Genomic DNA, 16095 nt, shown 5'->3' with positions numbered 1-16095 from the left:
GCTCATTCGGCTGCGACGTCCTTCTCGCTGTCATCGTGGAGCAGGAACCCGCCCGATTGCCGCTGCCACAATTGGGCATATAGGCCACCCGTGGTCAGAAGCTCGTCATGCGTACCCTCTTCGATGATCTTCCCCTTGTCCATGACGACGAGCCGGTCCATCGCCGCGATGGTCGAAAGCCGGTGCGCAATCGCGATCACCGTCTTGCCCTCCATCAGCCGATAGAGGTTCTGCTGGATCGCCTCCTCGACCTCGGAGTCAAGCGCAGACGTTGCTTCGTCGAGGATCAGCACCGGCGCATCTTTCAGCATCACGCGCGCAATCGCCACGCGCTGGCGCTGTCCGCCGGAAAGCTTGACGCCCCGCTCGCCGACATGCGCATCCAACCCCTTGCGCCCCGTCGGATCGGAGAGCGTACCGATGAACTCCAGCGCCTCGGCGCGCCGCGCCGCCTCGATCACCATCTCGTCCGACGCATCTGGCCGGCCATAGCGGATATTGTCGCGCAGCGAGCGGTGCAGCAACGACGTGTCCTGCGTCACCACCCCGATATGGCCGCGCAGCGAATCCTGCGTCACGCCCGAAATGTCCTGCCCGTCAATGGTGACCCTGCCACCCTCGACATCGTAAAAACGCAGCAGAATATTGACCAGCGTCGACTTACCCGCACCTGAGCGCCCGACGATCCCGACCTTCTCGCCGGGCTTGATCGACAGCGACAGGTCCTCGATGATGCTGCGCTTCTTGCCATAGTGGAACTTGACTCCGTCGAAGACGATCTCGCCGCGCGGCACGACAATATCCTTCGCCCCCGGCTTGTCCTCGACCAGTCGCGGCATCGAGATCGAGCGGATGCCATCCTGCACCGTGCCGATATTCTCAAACAGCGCCGACACTTCCCACATGATCCACTGCGACATGCCCCACAGGCGCAGCACCAGACCAAGCGCCACCGCAACCGCGCCAATGCTGATCGCAGCTCCAAGCCACAGCCAGATGGCGATGGCGGCGACACTGGCAAGCAGCACCGAATTGAGAAAATACAGCGTGCCATAGAGCCCGGTGACAAGGCGCATCATCCGATGCACGGTGCCGAGAAAGTCCTCCATGCCCTCCTTGGCGAAGGACGCTTCGCGCTGGGCATGGCTGAACAGCTTGACCGTCTGAATATTGGCGTAGCTGTCGACCACCCGCCCGGTCATCACCGAGCGCGCATCGGCCTGCTGTTCCGACACTTTGCCCAGCCGCGGAATGTAATAGCGCAGCAAGACCAGATAGGCGCCGAGCCACACCACCAGCGGCACGGCCAGCCGCCAGTCGGCCGACCCGACGAGCCAGAGCACGCCGATGAAATAGACGATGACATAGTTCAAAACGTCGATCAGCTTGATGACGCATTCGCGCACCGCCAAAGCCGTCTGCATCAGCTTGGTGGCAATACGCCCGGCAAATTCGTCCTGGTAGAACGTCATCGACTGCTTCAGCAGATAACGATGCACCTGCCAGCGAATCCGCATCGGAAAATTGCCGAACAGCGCCTGATGGTTCAGCCACGAATTGAACAGCACGACCGATGGCAGCAGCACCAGCACGACCAGCGCCATGCCGGCGAGCCGCCAGCGTTCGATCTGCAGAAACGTCTCGCGGTCATGCGCCGACAGCCAGTCGACGACATTGCCGAGAAAGCCGAACATCCACACTTCGGTCAGCGCGATAATCGCGGTCAGGATCGCCGAAATGATGATCAGCGGCCACGACCCCTTGGTGTAGTGCATGCAAAATGCCACCAAAGTCTTCGGCGGCTCCACCGGCTCTTCGGGCGGAAATGGATTGAGCAGTGATTCAAACCAGCGATACATGGCGAAGTCTTTTCTAAAATCGTGTCACTTGTGGCCGCTGCGCGGCCCGATGTGATTCTTGCGTGGGGCGCTCGATAGCGGCTTGCCGGCCCGGTCTGCCTTGGGGTGCCGGGCAAAGTCCTGAACAGGGCTCGCACCAGCATTCGCAAATGGCGACTCGGTCTGCCCGCGCCCAATCACATGCCTGAACGCTGCTGACAGGCTTGTGTCAGCAGGAGACGCAATTGTCGCGCTCAGTACAGATTTTGCAGTGTCGGGAGCGGAAAGGTGAAACGGGCTGACGCGCCCGGCGTTTTTCTTCTCGGATGTCATCGGTCAGAATTCCTTCAATTCGGAAGTATGCTTCCGGCGGAATCGCGACCAAATTTCAGATCTGAAAATTCTGGGGTCGAACCGAAACCGCAGTCAGAACAGGCGCTTATCGCGCATGTGCATGAGTGGCGTCGAAATCACAAAGTCCATCTCTGCCTCCTGCGGTTGGGTTGAGATGGCGTTTTATATCCTCGAAACCGCGCAAATGCCACCCGAAGCAACCGCCAATATCAGCAAACCCGCCATCTTGTGATTCTGTGGCAACAGTGGCAGCCAGTTGAGATCGCCGCCCTGCGGGTGCATGACACGCGTGAACCGGCACCGAAGAGAACAATCGCCCATGACCCCGCAACCGCCCATCCGTATCGCGCTGTATCAACCGGACATACCCGGCAATACCGGCACGATCCTGCGCATGGCCGCCTGCCTCGGCCTTGGCGTCGACATCATCGAGCCCGCCGGGTTCGACATGTCTGACCGCGCCCTCAAGCGCGCTGGCATGGACTATCTGGAAATGGCCGCCCTCACCCGCCACATTTCGTGGGACGTTTTCGACGCGCAGCGCCGCAGCGAGGGCCGCCGGCTCCTCCTCATGACGACGCGCGCTGCCCAGCCCTATACCCATTGCGAGTTTCGCGACGGGGATATTCTTCTCTTCGGTCGCGAATCGGCGGGTGTCCCGGACAATGTGCACGCAGCAGCCGATGCGCGATTGCTCATTCCCATGCGTCCCGGCGCCCGCAGCCTCAATCTGGCGCTGTCTGCGGCGATGACGGCTGGTGAAGCCTTGCGGCAGGTCAATCTGCGGTCGGCAGCCGCCGGATCGTGAACTCGATCACGTCGCCGGGCTGCTCGCACCAGCTTTCGATCTCGGTCCAGTAGGCCTGGCGCGGCCATCGGTCGAACCACTCGCGTGCCTTGGCGCGTGCGTCGTCGCGGGGCAGCTTGAACGTTTCGCGCAGGAACCCGTCGCGCGCCTGACGTCCGAAGCCGGCCCGGCTTTTGTCGAGGCTCCGCTTCAAACTTTCGAAAGGTGGTTTCGCAGGCAGGCGCATCGGCTTATATACCCTGAAAATCCTTGACCCTTTGTCTCAACAGATTAGGGATCAGCGCACAACTTGACGAGTCCCTTTGTCCGCTGACCGGTCGTTTTCGGTCTGACGGCTTTATGGAGCTGTGAATGCAACGCCCCGAACTGCCCGCCGGTTTGCCCGACAATATCGAGGAAAAAAAGGCCATCGCTCAGGCGTGGTTTGAAGAACTGCGCGATCGCATCTGCGACACTTTCGAAAAGATCGAGGATGATCTCGAAGGCCCGCTGTCCAGTTGGTCGCCCGGTCGCTTCGAGCGCACGCCGTGGCAGCGCCACGAAGGCGAAGGCGGCGGCGGCGTCATGTCGATGATGCATGGCCGCGTCTTCGAAAAGGTCGGCGTCCACGTCTCCACCGTCTATGGCGAATTCTCGCCGGAATTCCGCACCCAGATTCCCGGCGCGTCCGAAGACCCGCGTTTCTGGGCGTCCGGCATCTCGCTGATCGCCCACCCGCAGAACCCGCACGTTCCAGCGGTCCACATGAACACGCGCATGGTTGTCACCACCCGCCAGTGGTTCGGTGGCGGCGCGGATCTGACGCCGGTTCTCGACCGGCGTCGCACCCAGGAAGATCCCGACACGCAGGCTTTCCACAAGTCGATGCGCTTCGTCTGCCAGAAGCACCCGAGCGTTGCCGACTATGACCGCTATAAGCAGTGGTGCGACGAATATTTCTTCCTCTCGCATCGCAACGAACCGCGCGGTGTCGGCGGCATCTTCTATGACTGGCTGAAGACCCCCGAAGAACGCGGCGGCTGGGATGCGGACTTCCGCTTCACGCAGGATGTCGGCCGCACCTTCCAGGTCGTCTACAACCACCTCGTGCGCAAGAACTTCAACGAGAACTGGACCGAAGCGGACCGCGAAGAACAGCTCATCCGTCGCGGACGCTATGTCGAGTTCAACCTCCTGCACGACCGTGGCACCATCTTCGGCCTCAAGACCGGCGGCAACGTCAACTCGATCCTTTCGAGCCTGCCGCCAGAGGTCAAATGGCCGTAAGGCCGCGTCACCGCACATGACAAGATCGAGGAAGGCCGGTCGCAACACCGGCCTGTTTCCTGGACATGACGTAACGGACACAAAGATGTGATCTGCGTCCGCCCTCACGCATCGTGACGGCTTGAAATATTGACGATATACCGCCCGCGCTTTGGAGAGAGGCTTTCCGGCTCGTACGGCGGGACTTCTGCGGTGTTGCAAGGCGACATCACCGGCAATCTCGTCGTGGCGACGGTAAGGTTTCAGTAAAACTTTAACCATCAGGATTGCGTCATGCTGTCCCGCACCCCACTTGCGCTCGTCATGAGCCTTGCCCTCACCATATCGGCGGCCGCCGTGCCGTCCTCCGACACCGCGGTCACTGCCGCGATGCTCAAGAGCGCCGCTGTTTCGCTCGACAAGGCAGTTCCCGAAACTCCCTTCATCCATCGTCTCTTTCGTCCGACCAATCCCAGTGGCCGGACCATCATAATGCTGCATGGCTCGGGTGGGGATGAAACCACCCTCGCCTCGCTCGCGGAGGCCATCGCACCTGACGCCACGCTCATCGGCATTCGTGGCCGCATCGTCCAGGATGGCGTCAAACGCTGGTACAAGCGCATCACCGCAACCGAGTTCGACCAGACCGACGTGCGCACCGAGGCAGACGCCTTCGTCAAGTTTCTCAATACCCTCGCAACGGAAAACCGGCTCGACCTGTCGAATGTGACGTTTCTCGGCTACTCCAACGGCGCCAATCTGATCGCCGCCTTGACGCAGTTGCATCCCGACCTTGTTCGAAGCGCTGTTCTTTTGCGCGCCATGCCGGTGCTGCAGGACGCGCCGAAAGTCGATCTTTCGCAAACCCGCATCCTGACCATCGCCGGCGAGCGCGACACGCTGTATTTTCCGTTTGCCCCGAAACTTGCCGACCGTCTTCGCAGTTGCGGCGCGCGTGTCGACGCCCGTGTGATCGGCTCGGATCACGGGCTTGGAAAAGAGGATGTCCGGATCGTCGCGGAATGGCTCGGTAACGCCGGACGCTAGCCAAATTTTGCCTGCGTTTTGCCTTCTGAATTGCCGTTGTGGACAAATTCATGGACACTTTCGCGCCGAAAGCTGATAACGTCAGCGAAAACAATTACTTCTCAAGGCAGCGTGAAATGAGATATGCACTTGCATTAATGTCACTTGGCTTGCTCGCCGGATGCTCTTCATCCGGACCGGCTTTCCGTGGCGACCCGCCTCCCGGCTACACACGTGCCCAGTATGAGCGCAAGCTGACCGGCAAGACCGACTTCACCCAGGAATTCCGAACCCGCGACCGTTCTCCCAGCGGCGATTCAGCAGCCGCCACCGGCGCATCGCTGTAACAGCGCATTGGCTGTTTGATCGAAGCCGCTCTATATTGATTTCATTGGCGTCCACTGAACTGCGCCAATGAAGGGAGACTCCGATGAAGGAATTTCAATGCGGATCGCTGGTTCCCGGTTGCCAATGGCAGACGCGTCATGCGGAAGAAGCCGAAGTGATGCGCCGCGCCGTCGAACACATGCGTGAAACCCACGGCGAGACCGTCATCCGGGAAACGATGGTCGAGGCCATCCGCTCCCGCGTCACCAACCACCGCGAGAACGCCTGACCCTAGCGGTCAGCCCATCAACTGAGCGGCGCGCGCCAGCAGCGCGTCGCGCTCGAGTTGAAAACCACCGTCAACCCATTCATCTTCAAGGGCTTTCAGCGTCTCGCCAAGGCGTCGATCCTGCGCTGCACCAAGCGAAACCAGATCGCCACCCTTCACCGGAAACACCGGACGCTGCCATTCTCCCAGCAGTCGCAGCAGCCTTGAATAGCCGCCCGCTTCCGTGAGCGCGGCCATGTCCTGGTCGGCGCGGGTGCGCGAGGAAGCCAGCGCCAGCCGCAGCCAATCCTCGATGCCCTGAACGTCACCGCGATATATCATCTTCTGGAACGCGGCATCGCCCGTCTTATCGCTGATTGGCGACGTCATCGCCCAGGTAGCAAGCCGTGCAGCGTCGGCATTCGAAAGGCGCAAGCGCTTGGAAAGAATGGCCATTCGCGCTTCATCCGGCGGCAGGATCGCTTCCAGCCGCAGCATCGGATCAGGCGTCCAGCCAAGATCGCGCTCTGCCGCGACCAGCCCATGGATCGCGTCGATGCCCCATTTTTCGCTTTCGGGAAGAATGGCGGTCAGCACGCCCGACTGCCGCATCCACAACAAGGCGCGCGACGGATCGGGGGCCGCGAGAAGCTTGCGCAGCTCCGACCAGACCCGTTCAGCGGAAAGCCCCGCCAGACCATCCTTCAACCGTACGCAGGCGCGCAACCCATCAGCATCCGGGCGTCCGCCGCCATACCAGGCGAAAAAGCGGAAGAAGCGCAGAATGCGCAGATAGTCCTCGCGAATGCGCTGCTCCGCATCGCCAATGAACCGCAAGGTCCGGCTTTCAAGATCGGCCAGCCCGCCGACAAGGTCGATCACCTCACCGGTCGCGGTGGCATAGAGCGCGTTGATCGTAAAGTCGCGGCGTTCGGCGTCCTGTTGCCAGTCTGTGCCGAAGACGACGCGCGCATGACGGCCATTGGTCTCGACATCGGCCCGCAAGGTGGTGACCTCATAGCCGCGCCCGTCGACGATCACGGTAATGGTGCCGTGCTCCTTGCCGGTCGGGACGGTGCGGAAACCTGCGGCCTGCGCGCGGCGCTCGGTCTCGTCGGGTGTGGTGGTGGTGGCAATGTCGACATCACTGACGGCAGCGCCCAGCAGCGCGTTGCGCACCGCCCCGCCCGCAATGCGCGCCTCGTGCCCCTCGGCAGACAACGCCGCGAGCAATGCCTGCAAACCGGGCGCGTTCAGCCAGTCTACCCTGTCGGCGATAGAAACATCACTCACGCATAAAGCCTTTCATAGAGGTTGCGGATGATGCCCGCAGTGATGCCCCAGATGTACCGTTCACCGAAAGGCATGGTGTAGAAATAGCGCTCGCGGTTCTGCCAGATACGGCTTTCGCGATTATGGTTTGCCGGATCCATCAGGAAACCCAACGGCACTTCAAACGCGTCATCCACCTCGTCCTCGTTGATCTTCAACGAAAATCCGGGCCGGACAACGGCGAGAATAGGTGCGATGCGAAAGCCGGAACCGGAGACGTAGTCAGGCATCCGTCCGACGACATCGACGTAATCCGGGGTGAGCCCGATCTCTTCTTCAGCTTCGCGCATGGCGGCGAATTCCGGTGTCGGGTCCGTCGCGTCGATGCGCCCGCCGGGAAAGGAAATCTGCCCGGAATGCGAGCGCAGCTTCTCGGTGCGCTTGGTCAGGATCATGCGCGTGTGATCGCCATAATCAACCACCGGAATCAGCACCGCCGCGTCGCGCAATTTCATTTGCGCAAGCAGTTCCTGCATATCCGGGTTCAGCGTATGATCGCCATCGACAGACCCGTCAGCCGCCGACAAGCGGCGGACACGGTCACGGAAATCACTGGCAGAAAAACGGTGGCCCATCGGGGCATGCGAAATCAATTGCTCAGTCTTTCCAGTTCATCGACAGGCATCATCGGAAAAAGTGCGCCGTTGGAGCGCACACCGAACATCAGCTTGCCGTCGACGTCCATTTCTTCGCCAAGCTCCGCAAGCTCGTACATCACCGAACGGGCAACCAGCGCCTCAAGGCGTCCGCGCACCAGAAGATATGGCTTCAGCCCTCCAGTTTCCTTATCTTCGACGAAGCGGATCGGATTGTCAGGGCCTGCCTCGACCACATCGCCGACATTGGTGCGGAAGGTCAGCACCTGTTCGTCCGAGACCATGCGCGTATCGACCTCAACCGCGATGAAATGCGCATCTTCGACGCGGATACGGATCTTCTCGACGGGCGTCACAAGATAGGTCTCGCCGTCGTCATCCTTGCGCAGAACACTGGAAAACAGCTGCACCAGCGGCATCCGTCCGATCGGGGTGCCCATATAGAACCATGTGCCGTCGCTCCTGATCTCGATGTCGAGATCACCGCAGAAAGAAGGGTTCCAACGCTCGACCGGCGGCAAGCCTTTCCCTGCGCGCGCGGCACGTGCGATCAATGCTTCGAGGCCTGCCGTATCGGTGGTGCTCGATCCTTGTGAACGGTCTTCCTGATCCATGGTCATCGTCACGAAATAGTCACTGTTGGCGCGCTTGTCAGCCTTGTTGAGTGTTTTAAGTTGAGCGCAAGGACACGGGTCGGTGTCTGGTCGTGGGCCTGATCCTGAGTTATCACATCCGCAACGCGCTTTCCGCAACTGGTAGGGACCGGACACTTCATGAATGCAACCGCCCCGCAACAAGCTCTCAGCGACAGTGAAATGATCGCGCAGGCCGAAGCCGCGCTCGCCGATATTGCGAGGGTTCGCGAAGCCGTCGGCACCGTCATCTTCGGCCAGGAAAGCGTCATTGAACGCACCCTCGTCGCGCTGCTGGCTGGCGGGCATGCGCTGCTGGTCGGCGTGCCGGGGTTGGCCAAGACCAAGCTGGTCGAAACGCTTGGGATCGTTCTGGGTCTCGATGGACGGCGCATCCAATTCACGCCCGACCTGATGCCTTCGGACATTCTGGGTTCGGAAGTGATGGATCAGGACGAGAACGGCCGCCGGTCGTTCCGGTTCATCCCCGGCCCCCTTTTCGCGCAGTTGCTGATGGCCGACGAGATCAACCGCGCCTCGCCGCGCACGCAATCCGCGCTGCTGCAGTCGATGCAGGAATATCACGTCACAGTCGCCGGCGAACGGCACGACCTGCCTTCGCCGTTCCACGTTCTGGCAACCCAGAACCCGCTGGAACAGGAAGGCACCTATCCGCTGCCCGAGGCGCAGCTCGACCGTTTCCTGATGCAGGTCGACATCCTCTATCCCGATCTTGATGCCGAGCGACGTATCCTGCTGGAGACGACGGGCGTCGCCAACGCGGTTGCCCAGCCTGTGCTGACTGCCGCGCGCCTCAAGGAAATCCAGACGCTGATTCGCCGCATGCCGGTGCCGGACAGTGTGGTCGATGCGATCCTGTCGCTGGTGCGCTCCGCACGACCGGGCCAAGGCAATGCCGAGACGGACCGCCACGTCGCATGGGGCCCCGGTCCGCGCGCCAGTCAGGCGCTGACCCTGTGCGCCCGCGCCCGCGCGCTCTATGATGGACGGCTTGCACCTTCAGTCGATGACGTGCGCGCACTGGCCGAGCCGGTGCTTCAACACCGCATGGCGCTGACTTTCGCCGCGCGCGCCGAAGGCATCAGCGTCCGCGATGTGATCGCCCAGCTGGTGAAGGCGACCGGCTGATGGCGCGCATTGGCGAGGCAGCTGCTCACGTTGCCTCACGCGACGCTCTGGCGCGTGCCAGTCAACGCGCCGCGCTGATCCCCGATCTTCTGGTGGAGGCGCGCCGCGTCACCAACACGGTGATTTCGGGCTGGCACGGACGGCGCAGGCGCGGCATCGGCGAAAATTTCTGGCAGTTCCGCCCCTATGTCGAGGGCGAAACGATGTCGCGCATCGACTGGCGACGCTCGGCGCGCGACGACCATATCTATGTCCGCGATCAGGAATGGGAAGCTGCCCACACGGTGTGGCTGTGGGCCGACCAGTCGCCGTCCATGCTTTACAAATCCCGCGCGGCACACGTCTCAAAGGAAGCGCGCGCGCTGGTGCTCGTTCTGGCGCTGGCGGAGTTGCTGTCGCGCGGCGGCGAGCGCATCGCCTGGCCTGGCCTGACCGATCCGATGACAGCCCGCAATGGCGCGGAACGCATTGCCGCGCGGCTGATGCACGCGCCAGACCTGCCGGCACGCCCCAACCTGCTGCCGCCGCGCCGTTTCAGTGACATCATCCTTGCCAGCGATTTTCTCGACCCGATTGAGGAAACAAAGGAATGGCTCGACACGCTCGCGCAGCGCGGCGTGCGCGCGCATCTGATCGAAGTCGCCGACCCCGCTGAAGAGAGCTTCCCCTATTCCGGTCGCACCGAGTTCAGCGACCCGGAGACCGGGGCGAAGCTGACCGCAGGGCGCGCTGAAACGCTCGCTGAAGAGTACCGCCTGATCTACAACGCGCGGCGGGAGGAATTGTCGGCCTGGTGTCGCAAACTCGGCTGGAGCTACACGGTCAACCACACCGACAGGCTCGCATCGGAAGCTCTGGCCAAAGTTCATCTGGCGCTGAGTGCTGATGCCGGGATCGGAGCGGTGTGATGGGCTTCCTGCCGCTCTCCTTCGGCTTGCCCGCCGTGCTGATCGGGCTTCTGGCGCTGCCGGCGATCTGGTGGCTGCTACGGCTGACGCCGCCGCGCCCGCAGGAAGAAGTGTTTCCGCCGCTGCGCATTTTGGCACGCGTGCTCAAGAGCGAAGAAACGCCGCATCAAAGCCCGTGGTGGCTGACCTTGCTGCGCCTGTTGATGGCAGCGCTGATCATCTTTGCGCTGGCCGAGCCTGTGCTCAACCAACGCGAGACGGCGACGACCAGCGGCAACGCCCTTGCCATCGTCATGGACAATGGCTGGGCGAGCGCACCCGACTGGGACGTGCGCGTTGCCACCGCCGAGCGGTTGATTGGCGACGCCAGCGATGCCGGGCAACCCGTTGTCCTCGCCTTCACGGCAGGGCGCAGCAACGCCGAGATCGGCCCCTTCGACGCGGCAATCGCGCGCGAGCATCTTGCCGCGGCAAAGCCCCAGCCGGTGCCGGTCAACCGCGCCGCGATCTATGCGCGGGTGGCGCAGGCTCTTGAAGCGCTGCCGGGAGCCAACATCGCGGTGTTGTCTGACGGGCTGGCAAGCGACGCCGACGAGGCGGCGTTCTCGGCCCTGCTTTCAGGCAATGCGGCCAGCCTGACATGGGTAGCGCCGACCGCAGTGAGTGTGGTGGGGCTGGCCAGCAGCGACAACCCGGCAGAAGCGTTGACCGTGACCGCGGTCCGGGCGACGAGCGACGCGCTGCCACGACAGGTGACGCTCGGCGGCTATGACAATCAGGGACGACGGATCGCGGAGACGATGGCAAGCTTTGACGCGGGAGCAGCGCAGACGGTGGCGCAGTTCAGGGTGCCGTTCGAACTGCGCAACGATTTTGTGTCGGTCTCGATCGACGGAGAGCGCCAGGCCGCCGCAGTGCGCCTGCTCGATGAAAACTCCAAGCGTCGCCGCGTCGGCCTGATCTCACAGGCCGAGACGGAAGGCGCGCAGCCGCTTCTGTCGCCGCTCTACTATATCCGCCGCGCGATGGAGCCGTTTTCGGATCTGGTCGAAGCGTCCGATGCCGATCTTTCGACCGCCATCCCGGAAATCCTTGCGCAACGTCCCGCGATGATCGTCATGGCCGATGTCGGCACCATCCCGGACGCTGCCCGCGACGAACTGATCGAATGGCTGAATGACGGCGGCACGCTGGTCCGGTTTGCCGGATCACGCCTTGCAGCTGCAGGCAACGACGATGAGCTTCTGCCGGTACGATTGCGCATCGGGCAACGGGCGCTGGGCGGAACGTTGTCGTGGACCGAGCCGCAGCCGGTGACCGAATTCCCCGCCACCGGACCATTTTCCGATCTCGCACCACCGAGCGAAGTCACCGTGTCGCGGCAGGTGCTCGCCGAGCCGACATCGGATCTCGCCGACCTGACCTGGGCAAATCTGGCGGACGGCACACCGCTGGTGACCGGTGCTTCGCGCGGCGATGGAACGCTGGTTCTGTTTCACATCACGCCCGAGGCGACGTGGTCGAACCTGCCGATTTCGGGGTCGTTCGTGGAAATGCTGCGACGCATCGTGCAACTATCGCGCAATCAGGGCCGCATCGATGCCGGCGCCGACGGCAACAAGGCTGCTTCGCTGGCGCCCTATCGCATGATCAGCGCCGAGGGCCTGCTGGTGCCGCCCGGACCCGACGCGCGCCCATTGTCATTTGCAGACGGCGCGCCTGCGGTGACCATCGAAAACCCGCCGGGCTTCTACGGCACGGACGAAGGCTTCGTCGCCCACAATTTGTTGCCAGCCGACGCCGTGCTGACGCCCATCGTCAAACCCCAGACCGCCTTACCGATCACCGAGGCGACCTATGCCTTCGACGAGGCGGTCGACCTGAAGGGGCCACTGATCGCGCTGGCAATCGCGCTGATGCTGCTCGACACGCTGGCGGTGTTGTGGATGGGCGGTGCATTTGCGCGGCGATCCCGTGCCGCCACCAGCAGCATGGCAGTGCTCGCGCTTTCGTTGTCGGGTTTGATGCTGGCCTCTGCCCTCTCGCCAGCCCTCGCGCAGGAGCGGCAGACGAGTGATGACGCCGCAATCCAGGCGATCAGCCAGACGCGCATCGCCTATGTCATCACCGGCAATTCCTCCATCGACAATGTCAGCCGCGCCGGTCTGTCGGGCCTGACGCGCTACCTGATCGACAAGACCGCGCTGGAGCCGGGGGAGCCGGCAGGCGTCGATCTCGAAAGCGACGAACTCGCCTTCTATCCCCTGATCTACTGGCCGATCGATCCCGGCGCGCCGCTGCCGTCAGAACAGGCGCTTGGCCATGTCGACGCCTATATGCGTCAGGGGGGAACGGTTCTGTTCGACACGCGCGACCAGTTTTCCACCGGCTTTGATGCGGGTTCGACGAGCCCTGCAACCCAGCGCCTGCGCCAGATCCTGTCGGCGATGAATGTGCCGCCGCTGGAGCCGGTGCCGGCAGACCATGTGCTGACCAAGACCTTCTTCATCATGCCCGACTTTCCCGGCCGCTATTCCGGCAGCCCGCTATGGGTCGAGGCGTCGCTTGATGCGCAGCGCAGCGAAGACCGTCCGGTGCGCACCGGCGACGGCGTCACGCCGATCATGATCACCGCGAACGATCTGGCCGGCGCCTGGGCGCTGGATGCGTCCGGCTTTCCAATGTTCCCGACCGTGCCCGCAGACCCGATGCAGCGCGTCCTTGCCTATCGTGCGGGCGTCAACATCATGATCTACATGCTGACCGGCAATTACAAATCCGATCAGGTGCACGTTCCGGCACTGCTCGAACGGCTGGGGCAGTGAGATGAACTGGTCCGTTACATTCGAACCGCTGATCGCGTGGACATGGCTCGCCCTGACCCTTGTCCCGGTCGCCCTGCTGGTTCTCGTCGGTCTGGTGCTGCGCAAACGCGGCAGCCTGATGCGCATCGCGGCACTCGGCGCGCTTGCCGTGGCGCTGGCCAATCCGGTGCTGCTGGAAGAACAGCGCGACCCGCTGCAAAGCGTTGTCGCTGTCGTCGTCGACCGCAGCCAGAGCCAGGACATCGGCGACCGCAACGACGTGACGGACCGGGCGCTTGCAGAAATGCAGGCGCGGCTGGCACGCTTTCCGCAGTTCGACGTGCGCGTGGTCGAGGCAGGACGTGCCGATGCCGCCGACGATGGCACCCAGACACGTCTGTTCGGTGCGCTGGGCAATGCTTTGCGTGATGTGCCACCCTCGCGCATTGCTGGCTCGATCATGATCACCGACGGACAGGTGCATGACGCGCCAGCACAGGCAGAACCCGCACTGGGACCGCTGCATGTGTTGCTGACCGGCGATGAAGAAGAATTCGACCGCCGCATCCAGTTTGAACGTGCGCCCCGTTTCGGCATTGTCGGCCGCGCCATCGACATGACCTACCGGGTGATCTCGACCGACGGCTCGTCGCAAGAAGTTGCCGTGCGCATTCTCGTGAACGGGCAGCAGATCGCGGTGCATCGGGCCGTTACCGGCGAAGAAATGCCGCTCGAACTGATCGTGCCGAATGCGGGAAAGAACATCGTCGAACTGGCGATCGATCAGACACCGGGCGAACTGACCGACACCAACAACCGCACCATCGCCATGGTTGAAGGCATCCGCGAAAACCTGCGGGTGCTGCTGGTTTCAGGCGAGCCGCATGCGGGCGAGCGCACCTGGCGCAATCTTCTGAAGTCGGACGCTTCGGTCGATCTCATCCATTTCACGATTCTGCGTCCACCCGAGAAGCAGGACGGCACGCCGATCCATGAACTGTCGCTGATTGCGTTTCCGACGCGCGAACTGTTCGTCGAGCGGATCAACGATTTCGACCTCATCATCTTCGACCGCTACCAGCACCGCGACGTGCTGCCGATCCTCTATTACGACTACATTGCGGAATATGTGGAGAATGGTGGCGCTTTGCTGGTTGCAGCCGGACCTGAATATGCGTCTGGCCAGTCGATCGCGCGCACGCCGCTAATGTCGGCGCTGCCGGCGATGCCAACCGGAAACGTGATCGAGGAAGGCTTTTATCCGCGCCTGACAGAGCTTGGCGAGCGGCATCCGGTGACGCGCGGCCTTGAGGGCTCGACCGCCGAACCGCCGAACTGGAGCCGGTGGTTCCGGGTGATCGACATCCAGCAACCGGATGGCGAAGTCGTGATGAAGGCGGCGGACGAGCGCCCCCTGCTGGTCCTCAATCGACGCGGCGAAGGCCGGGTCGGGATGCTTTTGTCCGATCAGGGCTGGCTGTGGGCGCGCGGCTTTGAAGGCGGCGGCCCGCATGTCTCGCTCTACCGCCGCATGGCCCATTGGCTGATGAAGGAACCGGAGCTTGAAGAGGAGCGTCTGACTGCGGCGGGGCGCGGCATGATGCTGGACATCACGCGTCAGACGATGAGTGACGATCCGGGCCGCGCAACGGTGATTTCACCAAGCGGCAAATCGACGGAAGTTGCGCTCGCGCCCGCCTCGCCCGGCCAGTTTACGGCCAGTCTCGAAACCAGCGAAATCGGACTCTATCAGATCGGCAATGGCGACCTGACAACGCTGGCCCATGTCGGACCGATCAACGCGCCGGAATTTCAGGACACCGTTTCGACCGCAGAAATCCTGCAGCCAGTGGCCGAGACGAGCCGCGGCAGTATCCGCCGGATAGGCAAAACCGCCTCCGGTAGTCTGACATTGCCCAATCCGGTGCCGGTGCGCGCTACTGCCAGCGCGACGGGCCGTGACTGGATCGGGCTACGCACAACGAATGACAGCGTGCTGCGCTCGGTTTCAAGAGTTCCGTTGTTCGGTGGCTTCTTCGGACTGGCGCTGCTTCTGCTGGCGCTTGGCTCGATGTGGTATCGCGAAGGACGCTGATCGACGCGAAACGCTATTCAGCCGCGATATGCGTCGCACGCGCAGAAGAGGTGCGTGCCTGATCTGCGTGAACGACTTCGCCGACGAATGCTTCCAGCGCACCTTCAACCAACTCGCAGGCGAGAACACGGGTCGGATCCACCGGGCGCGGCATCTGCAACTGCCCACGAGGAACGACCTTGTTGAAGCCGAGCGGCATGTAGTACGGCGCATCGCCGATCAGGATAACAAGCGGCCAGCCATCCTTGCGCGCAGCTTCAAGCGCGATGGCAACGAGTTTCCTGCCAATGCCAAGGTTCTTGTAGGCCGGACGAACTGCCAGCGGACCCAGTAACAGCGCCCTGCCCTCACCCGCGGCAATCGGCGTCATCAGCACGGAAGCGATAACCGCCCCGTCCACCAATGCGACGAATGACAGATCCCGACAATGCGGGCCGCCCTCGCGAATATGATAGGCAGCGCGCACGAAACGACCGGGACCAAAGGCCTCCGCGTTGATTTCTTCGATTTCGAGATCGTGTGCGGGAAGTTCCGGCACATAAGTGACGTCAAGAGCGTTCATTGTCGAATATCCGTACCGTAGATCAGTCAAATGGTCCGGGCAGCAAAGGCCACCGGCGCCCCAGGGGCGCTTCAGCTCATTCGTCGTCGCTCTAAACGGATTGTCGTCAACTTCTCTTTCCTTGTCAGGACAATCCTGACGAACCCCCGGC

16 protein-coding genes are annotated in these 16095 nt (G+C 62.5%); 9 read left to right on the top strand and 7 right to left on the bottom strand.

Features of this window, described 5'->3' with window-relative positions:
- Nucleotides 1-2 precede the first annotated feature (2 nt).
- The gene (locus BMZ42_RS08125) at nucleotides 3-1859 is read right to left on the bottom strand and encodes an ABC transporter ATP-binding protein (RefSeq protein ID WP_091520846.1); all 1857 of its coding nucleotides are present in this window, start codon (nucleotides 1857-1859) and stop codon (nucleotides 3-5) included.
- 24 nt (nucleotides 1860-1883) lie between these two features.
- The gene (locus BMZ42_RS08120; RefSeq protein WP_091520844.1) at nucleotides 1884-2171 is read right to left on the bottom strand and encodes a hypothetical protein; all 288 of its coding nucleotides are present in this window, start codon (nucleotides 2169-2171) and stop codon (nucleotides 1884-1886) included.
- 340 nt (nucleotides 2172-2511) lie between these two features.
- On the opposite strand from BMZ42_RS08120, the gene BMZ42_RS08115 reads away from it, so the two are divergent.
- Entirely contained in the window at nucleotides 2512-3000 is a 489-nt protein-coding gene (locus BMZ42_RS08115; protein ID WP_091520842.1) for a tRNA (cytidine(34)-2'-O)-methyltransferase, read from the top strand.
- Here the strand turns inward: BMZ42_RS08115 and BMZ42_RS08110 are convergent.
- The gene (locus BMZ42_RS08110) at nucleotides 2969-3226 is read right to left on the bottom strand and encodes a hypothetical protein (RefSeq protein WP_091520840.1); all 258 of its coding nucleotides are present in this window, start codon (nucleotides 3224-3226) and stop codon (nucleotides 2969-2971) included. The genes BMZ42_RS08115 and BMZ42_RS08110 overlap by 32 nt on opposite strands.
- Nucleotides 3227-3351: 125 nt before the next feature.
- Here BMZ42_RS08110 and hemF point away from each other — a divergent pair, with 125 nt between their 5' ends.
- The 4 genes from hemF (at nucleotide 3352) to BMZ42_RS08090 (ending at nucleotide 5887) form a co-directional block, all read left to right on the top strand.
- The gene (gene hemF / locus BMZ42_RS08105) at nucleotides 3352-4266 is read left to right on the top strand and encodes an oxygen-dependent coproporphyrinogen oxidase (protein ID WP_091520838.1); all 915 of its coding nucleotides are present in this window, start codon (nucleotides 3352-3354) and stop codon (nucleotides 4264-4266) included.
- A 273-nt stretch (nucleotides 4267-4539) separates the two neighbouring features.
- On the top strand, nucleotides 4540-5292 hold the full coding sequence (locus BMZ42_RS08100; RefSeq protein WP_139207894.1) for an alpha/beta hydrolase: 753 nt from the start codon (nucleotides 4540-4542) through the stop codon (nucleotides 5290-5292).
- Nucleotides 5293-5408: 116 nt separating this feature from the next.
- A complete protein-coding gene (locus tag BMZ42_RS08095; RefSeq protein WP_139207892.1) occupies nucleotides 5409-5618 on the top strand; it encodes a hypothetical protein in 210 nt (69 codons plus the stop codon).
- An 83-nt stretch (nucleotides 5619-5701) separates the two neighbouring features.
- The gene (locus BMZ42_RS08090; RefSeq protein WP_091520833.1) at nucleotides 5702-5887 is read left to right on the top strand and encodes a DUF1059 domain-containing protein; all 186 of its coding nucleotides are present in this window, start codon (nucleotides 5702-5704) and stop codon (nucleotides 5885-5887) included.
- Nucleotides 5888-5896: 9 nt separating this feature from the next.
- On the opposite strand, the gene BMZ42_RS08085 is transcribed toward BMZ42_RS08090, so the two are convergent.
- The 3 genes from BMZ42_RS08085 to BMZ42_RS08075 are packed head-to-tail and all read right to left on the bottom strand — an operon-like array spanning nucleotide 5897 to nucleotide 8414.
- A complete protein-coding gene (locus BMZ42_RS08085) occupies nucleotides 5897-7159 on the bottom strand; it encodes a CCA tRNA nucleotidyltransferase (RefSeq protein ID WP_091520831.1) in 1263 nt (420 codons plus the stop codon).
- Nucleotides 7156-7773, bottom strand: coding sequence for a CoA pyrophosphatase (locus BMZ42_RS08080; RefSeq protein ID WP_091520828.1), 618 nt, complete (start codon nucleotides 7771-7773; stop codon nucleotides 7156-7158). Before BMZ42_RS08080 ends, BMZ42_RS08085 begins: the two co-directional genes overlap by 4 nt.
- A 14-nt stretch (nucleotides 7774-7787) precedes the next feature.
- Nucleotides 7788-8414 carry a DUF1285 domain-containing protein gene (locus BMZ42_RS08075; RefSeq protein WP_091520826.1) on the bottom strand — a complete coding sequence of 209 codons (627 nt, stop codon included), beginning with the start codon at nucleotides 8412-8414 and terminating at the stop codon, nucleotides 7788-7790.
- Nucleotides 8415-8567: 153 nt separating this feature from the next.
- Here BMZ42_RS08075 and BMZ42_RS08070 point away from each other — a divergent pair, with 153 nt between their 5' ends.
- Genes BMZ42_RS08070 through BMZ42_RS08055 form a run of 4 tightly spaced genes read left to right on the top strand, consistent with a single transcriptional unit; the run spans nucleotide 8568 to nucleotide 15382 of the window.
- Complete coding sequence (locus BMZ42_RS08070; protein WP_091520824.1) at nucleotides 8568-9575, top strand: AAA family ATPase; 1008 nt, start codon at nucleotides 8568-8570, stop codon at nucleotides 9573-9575.
- A complete protein-coding gene (locus BMZ42_RS08065; RefSeq protein ID WP_091520821.1) occupies nucleotides 9575-10483 on the top strand; it encodes a DUF58 domain-containing protein in 909 nt (302 codons plus the stop codon). The genes BMZ42_RS08070 and BMZ42_RS08065 overlap by 1 nt, the downstream gene beginning before the upstream one ends.
- On the top strand, nucleotides 10483-13308 hold the full coding sequence (locus BMZ42_RS08060; RefSeq protein WP_091520818.1) for a DUF4159 domain-containing protein: 2826 nt from the start codon (nucleotides 10483-10485) through the stop codon (nucleotides 13306-13308). The genes BMZ42_RS08065 and BMZ42_RS08060 overlap by 1 nt, the downstream gene beginning before the upstream one ends.
- A 1-nt stretch (nucleotide 13309) precedes the next feature.
- On the top strand, nucleotides 13310-15382 hold the full coding sequence (locus BMZ42_RS08055; RefSeq protein WP_091520816.1) for a hypothetical protein: 2073 nt from the start codon (nucleotides 13310-13312) through the stop codon (nucleotides 15380-15382).
- 13 nt (nucleotides 15383-15395) lie between these two features.
- Here BMZ42_RS08055 and BMZ42_RS08050 read toward each other — a convergent pair whose 3' ends face one another.
- A complete protein-coding gene (locus tag BMZ42_RS08050) occupies nucleotides 15396-15944 on the bottom strand; it encodes a GNAT family N-acetyltransferase (protein WP_091520813.1) in 549 nt (182 codons plus the stop codon).
- Nucleotides 15945-16095 lie beyond the last annotated feature (151 nt).

The organism is Aquamicrobium aerolatum DSM 21857 (assembly GCF_900113935.1).
Lineage (GTDB): Bacteria > Pseudomonadota > Alphaproteobacteria > Rhizobiales > Rhizobiaceae > Aerobium > Aerobium aerolatum.
This window is presented reverse-complemented; position numbering and strand designations above follow the sequence as displayed.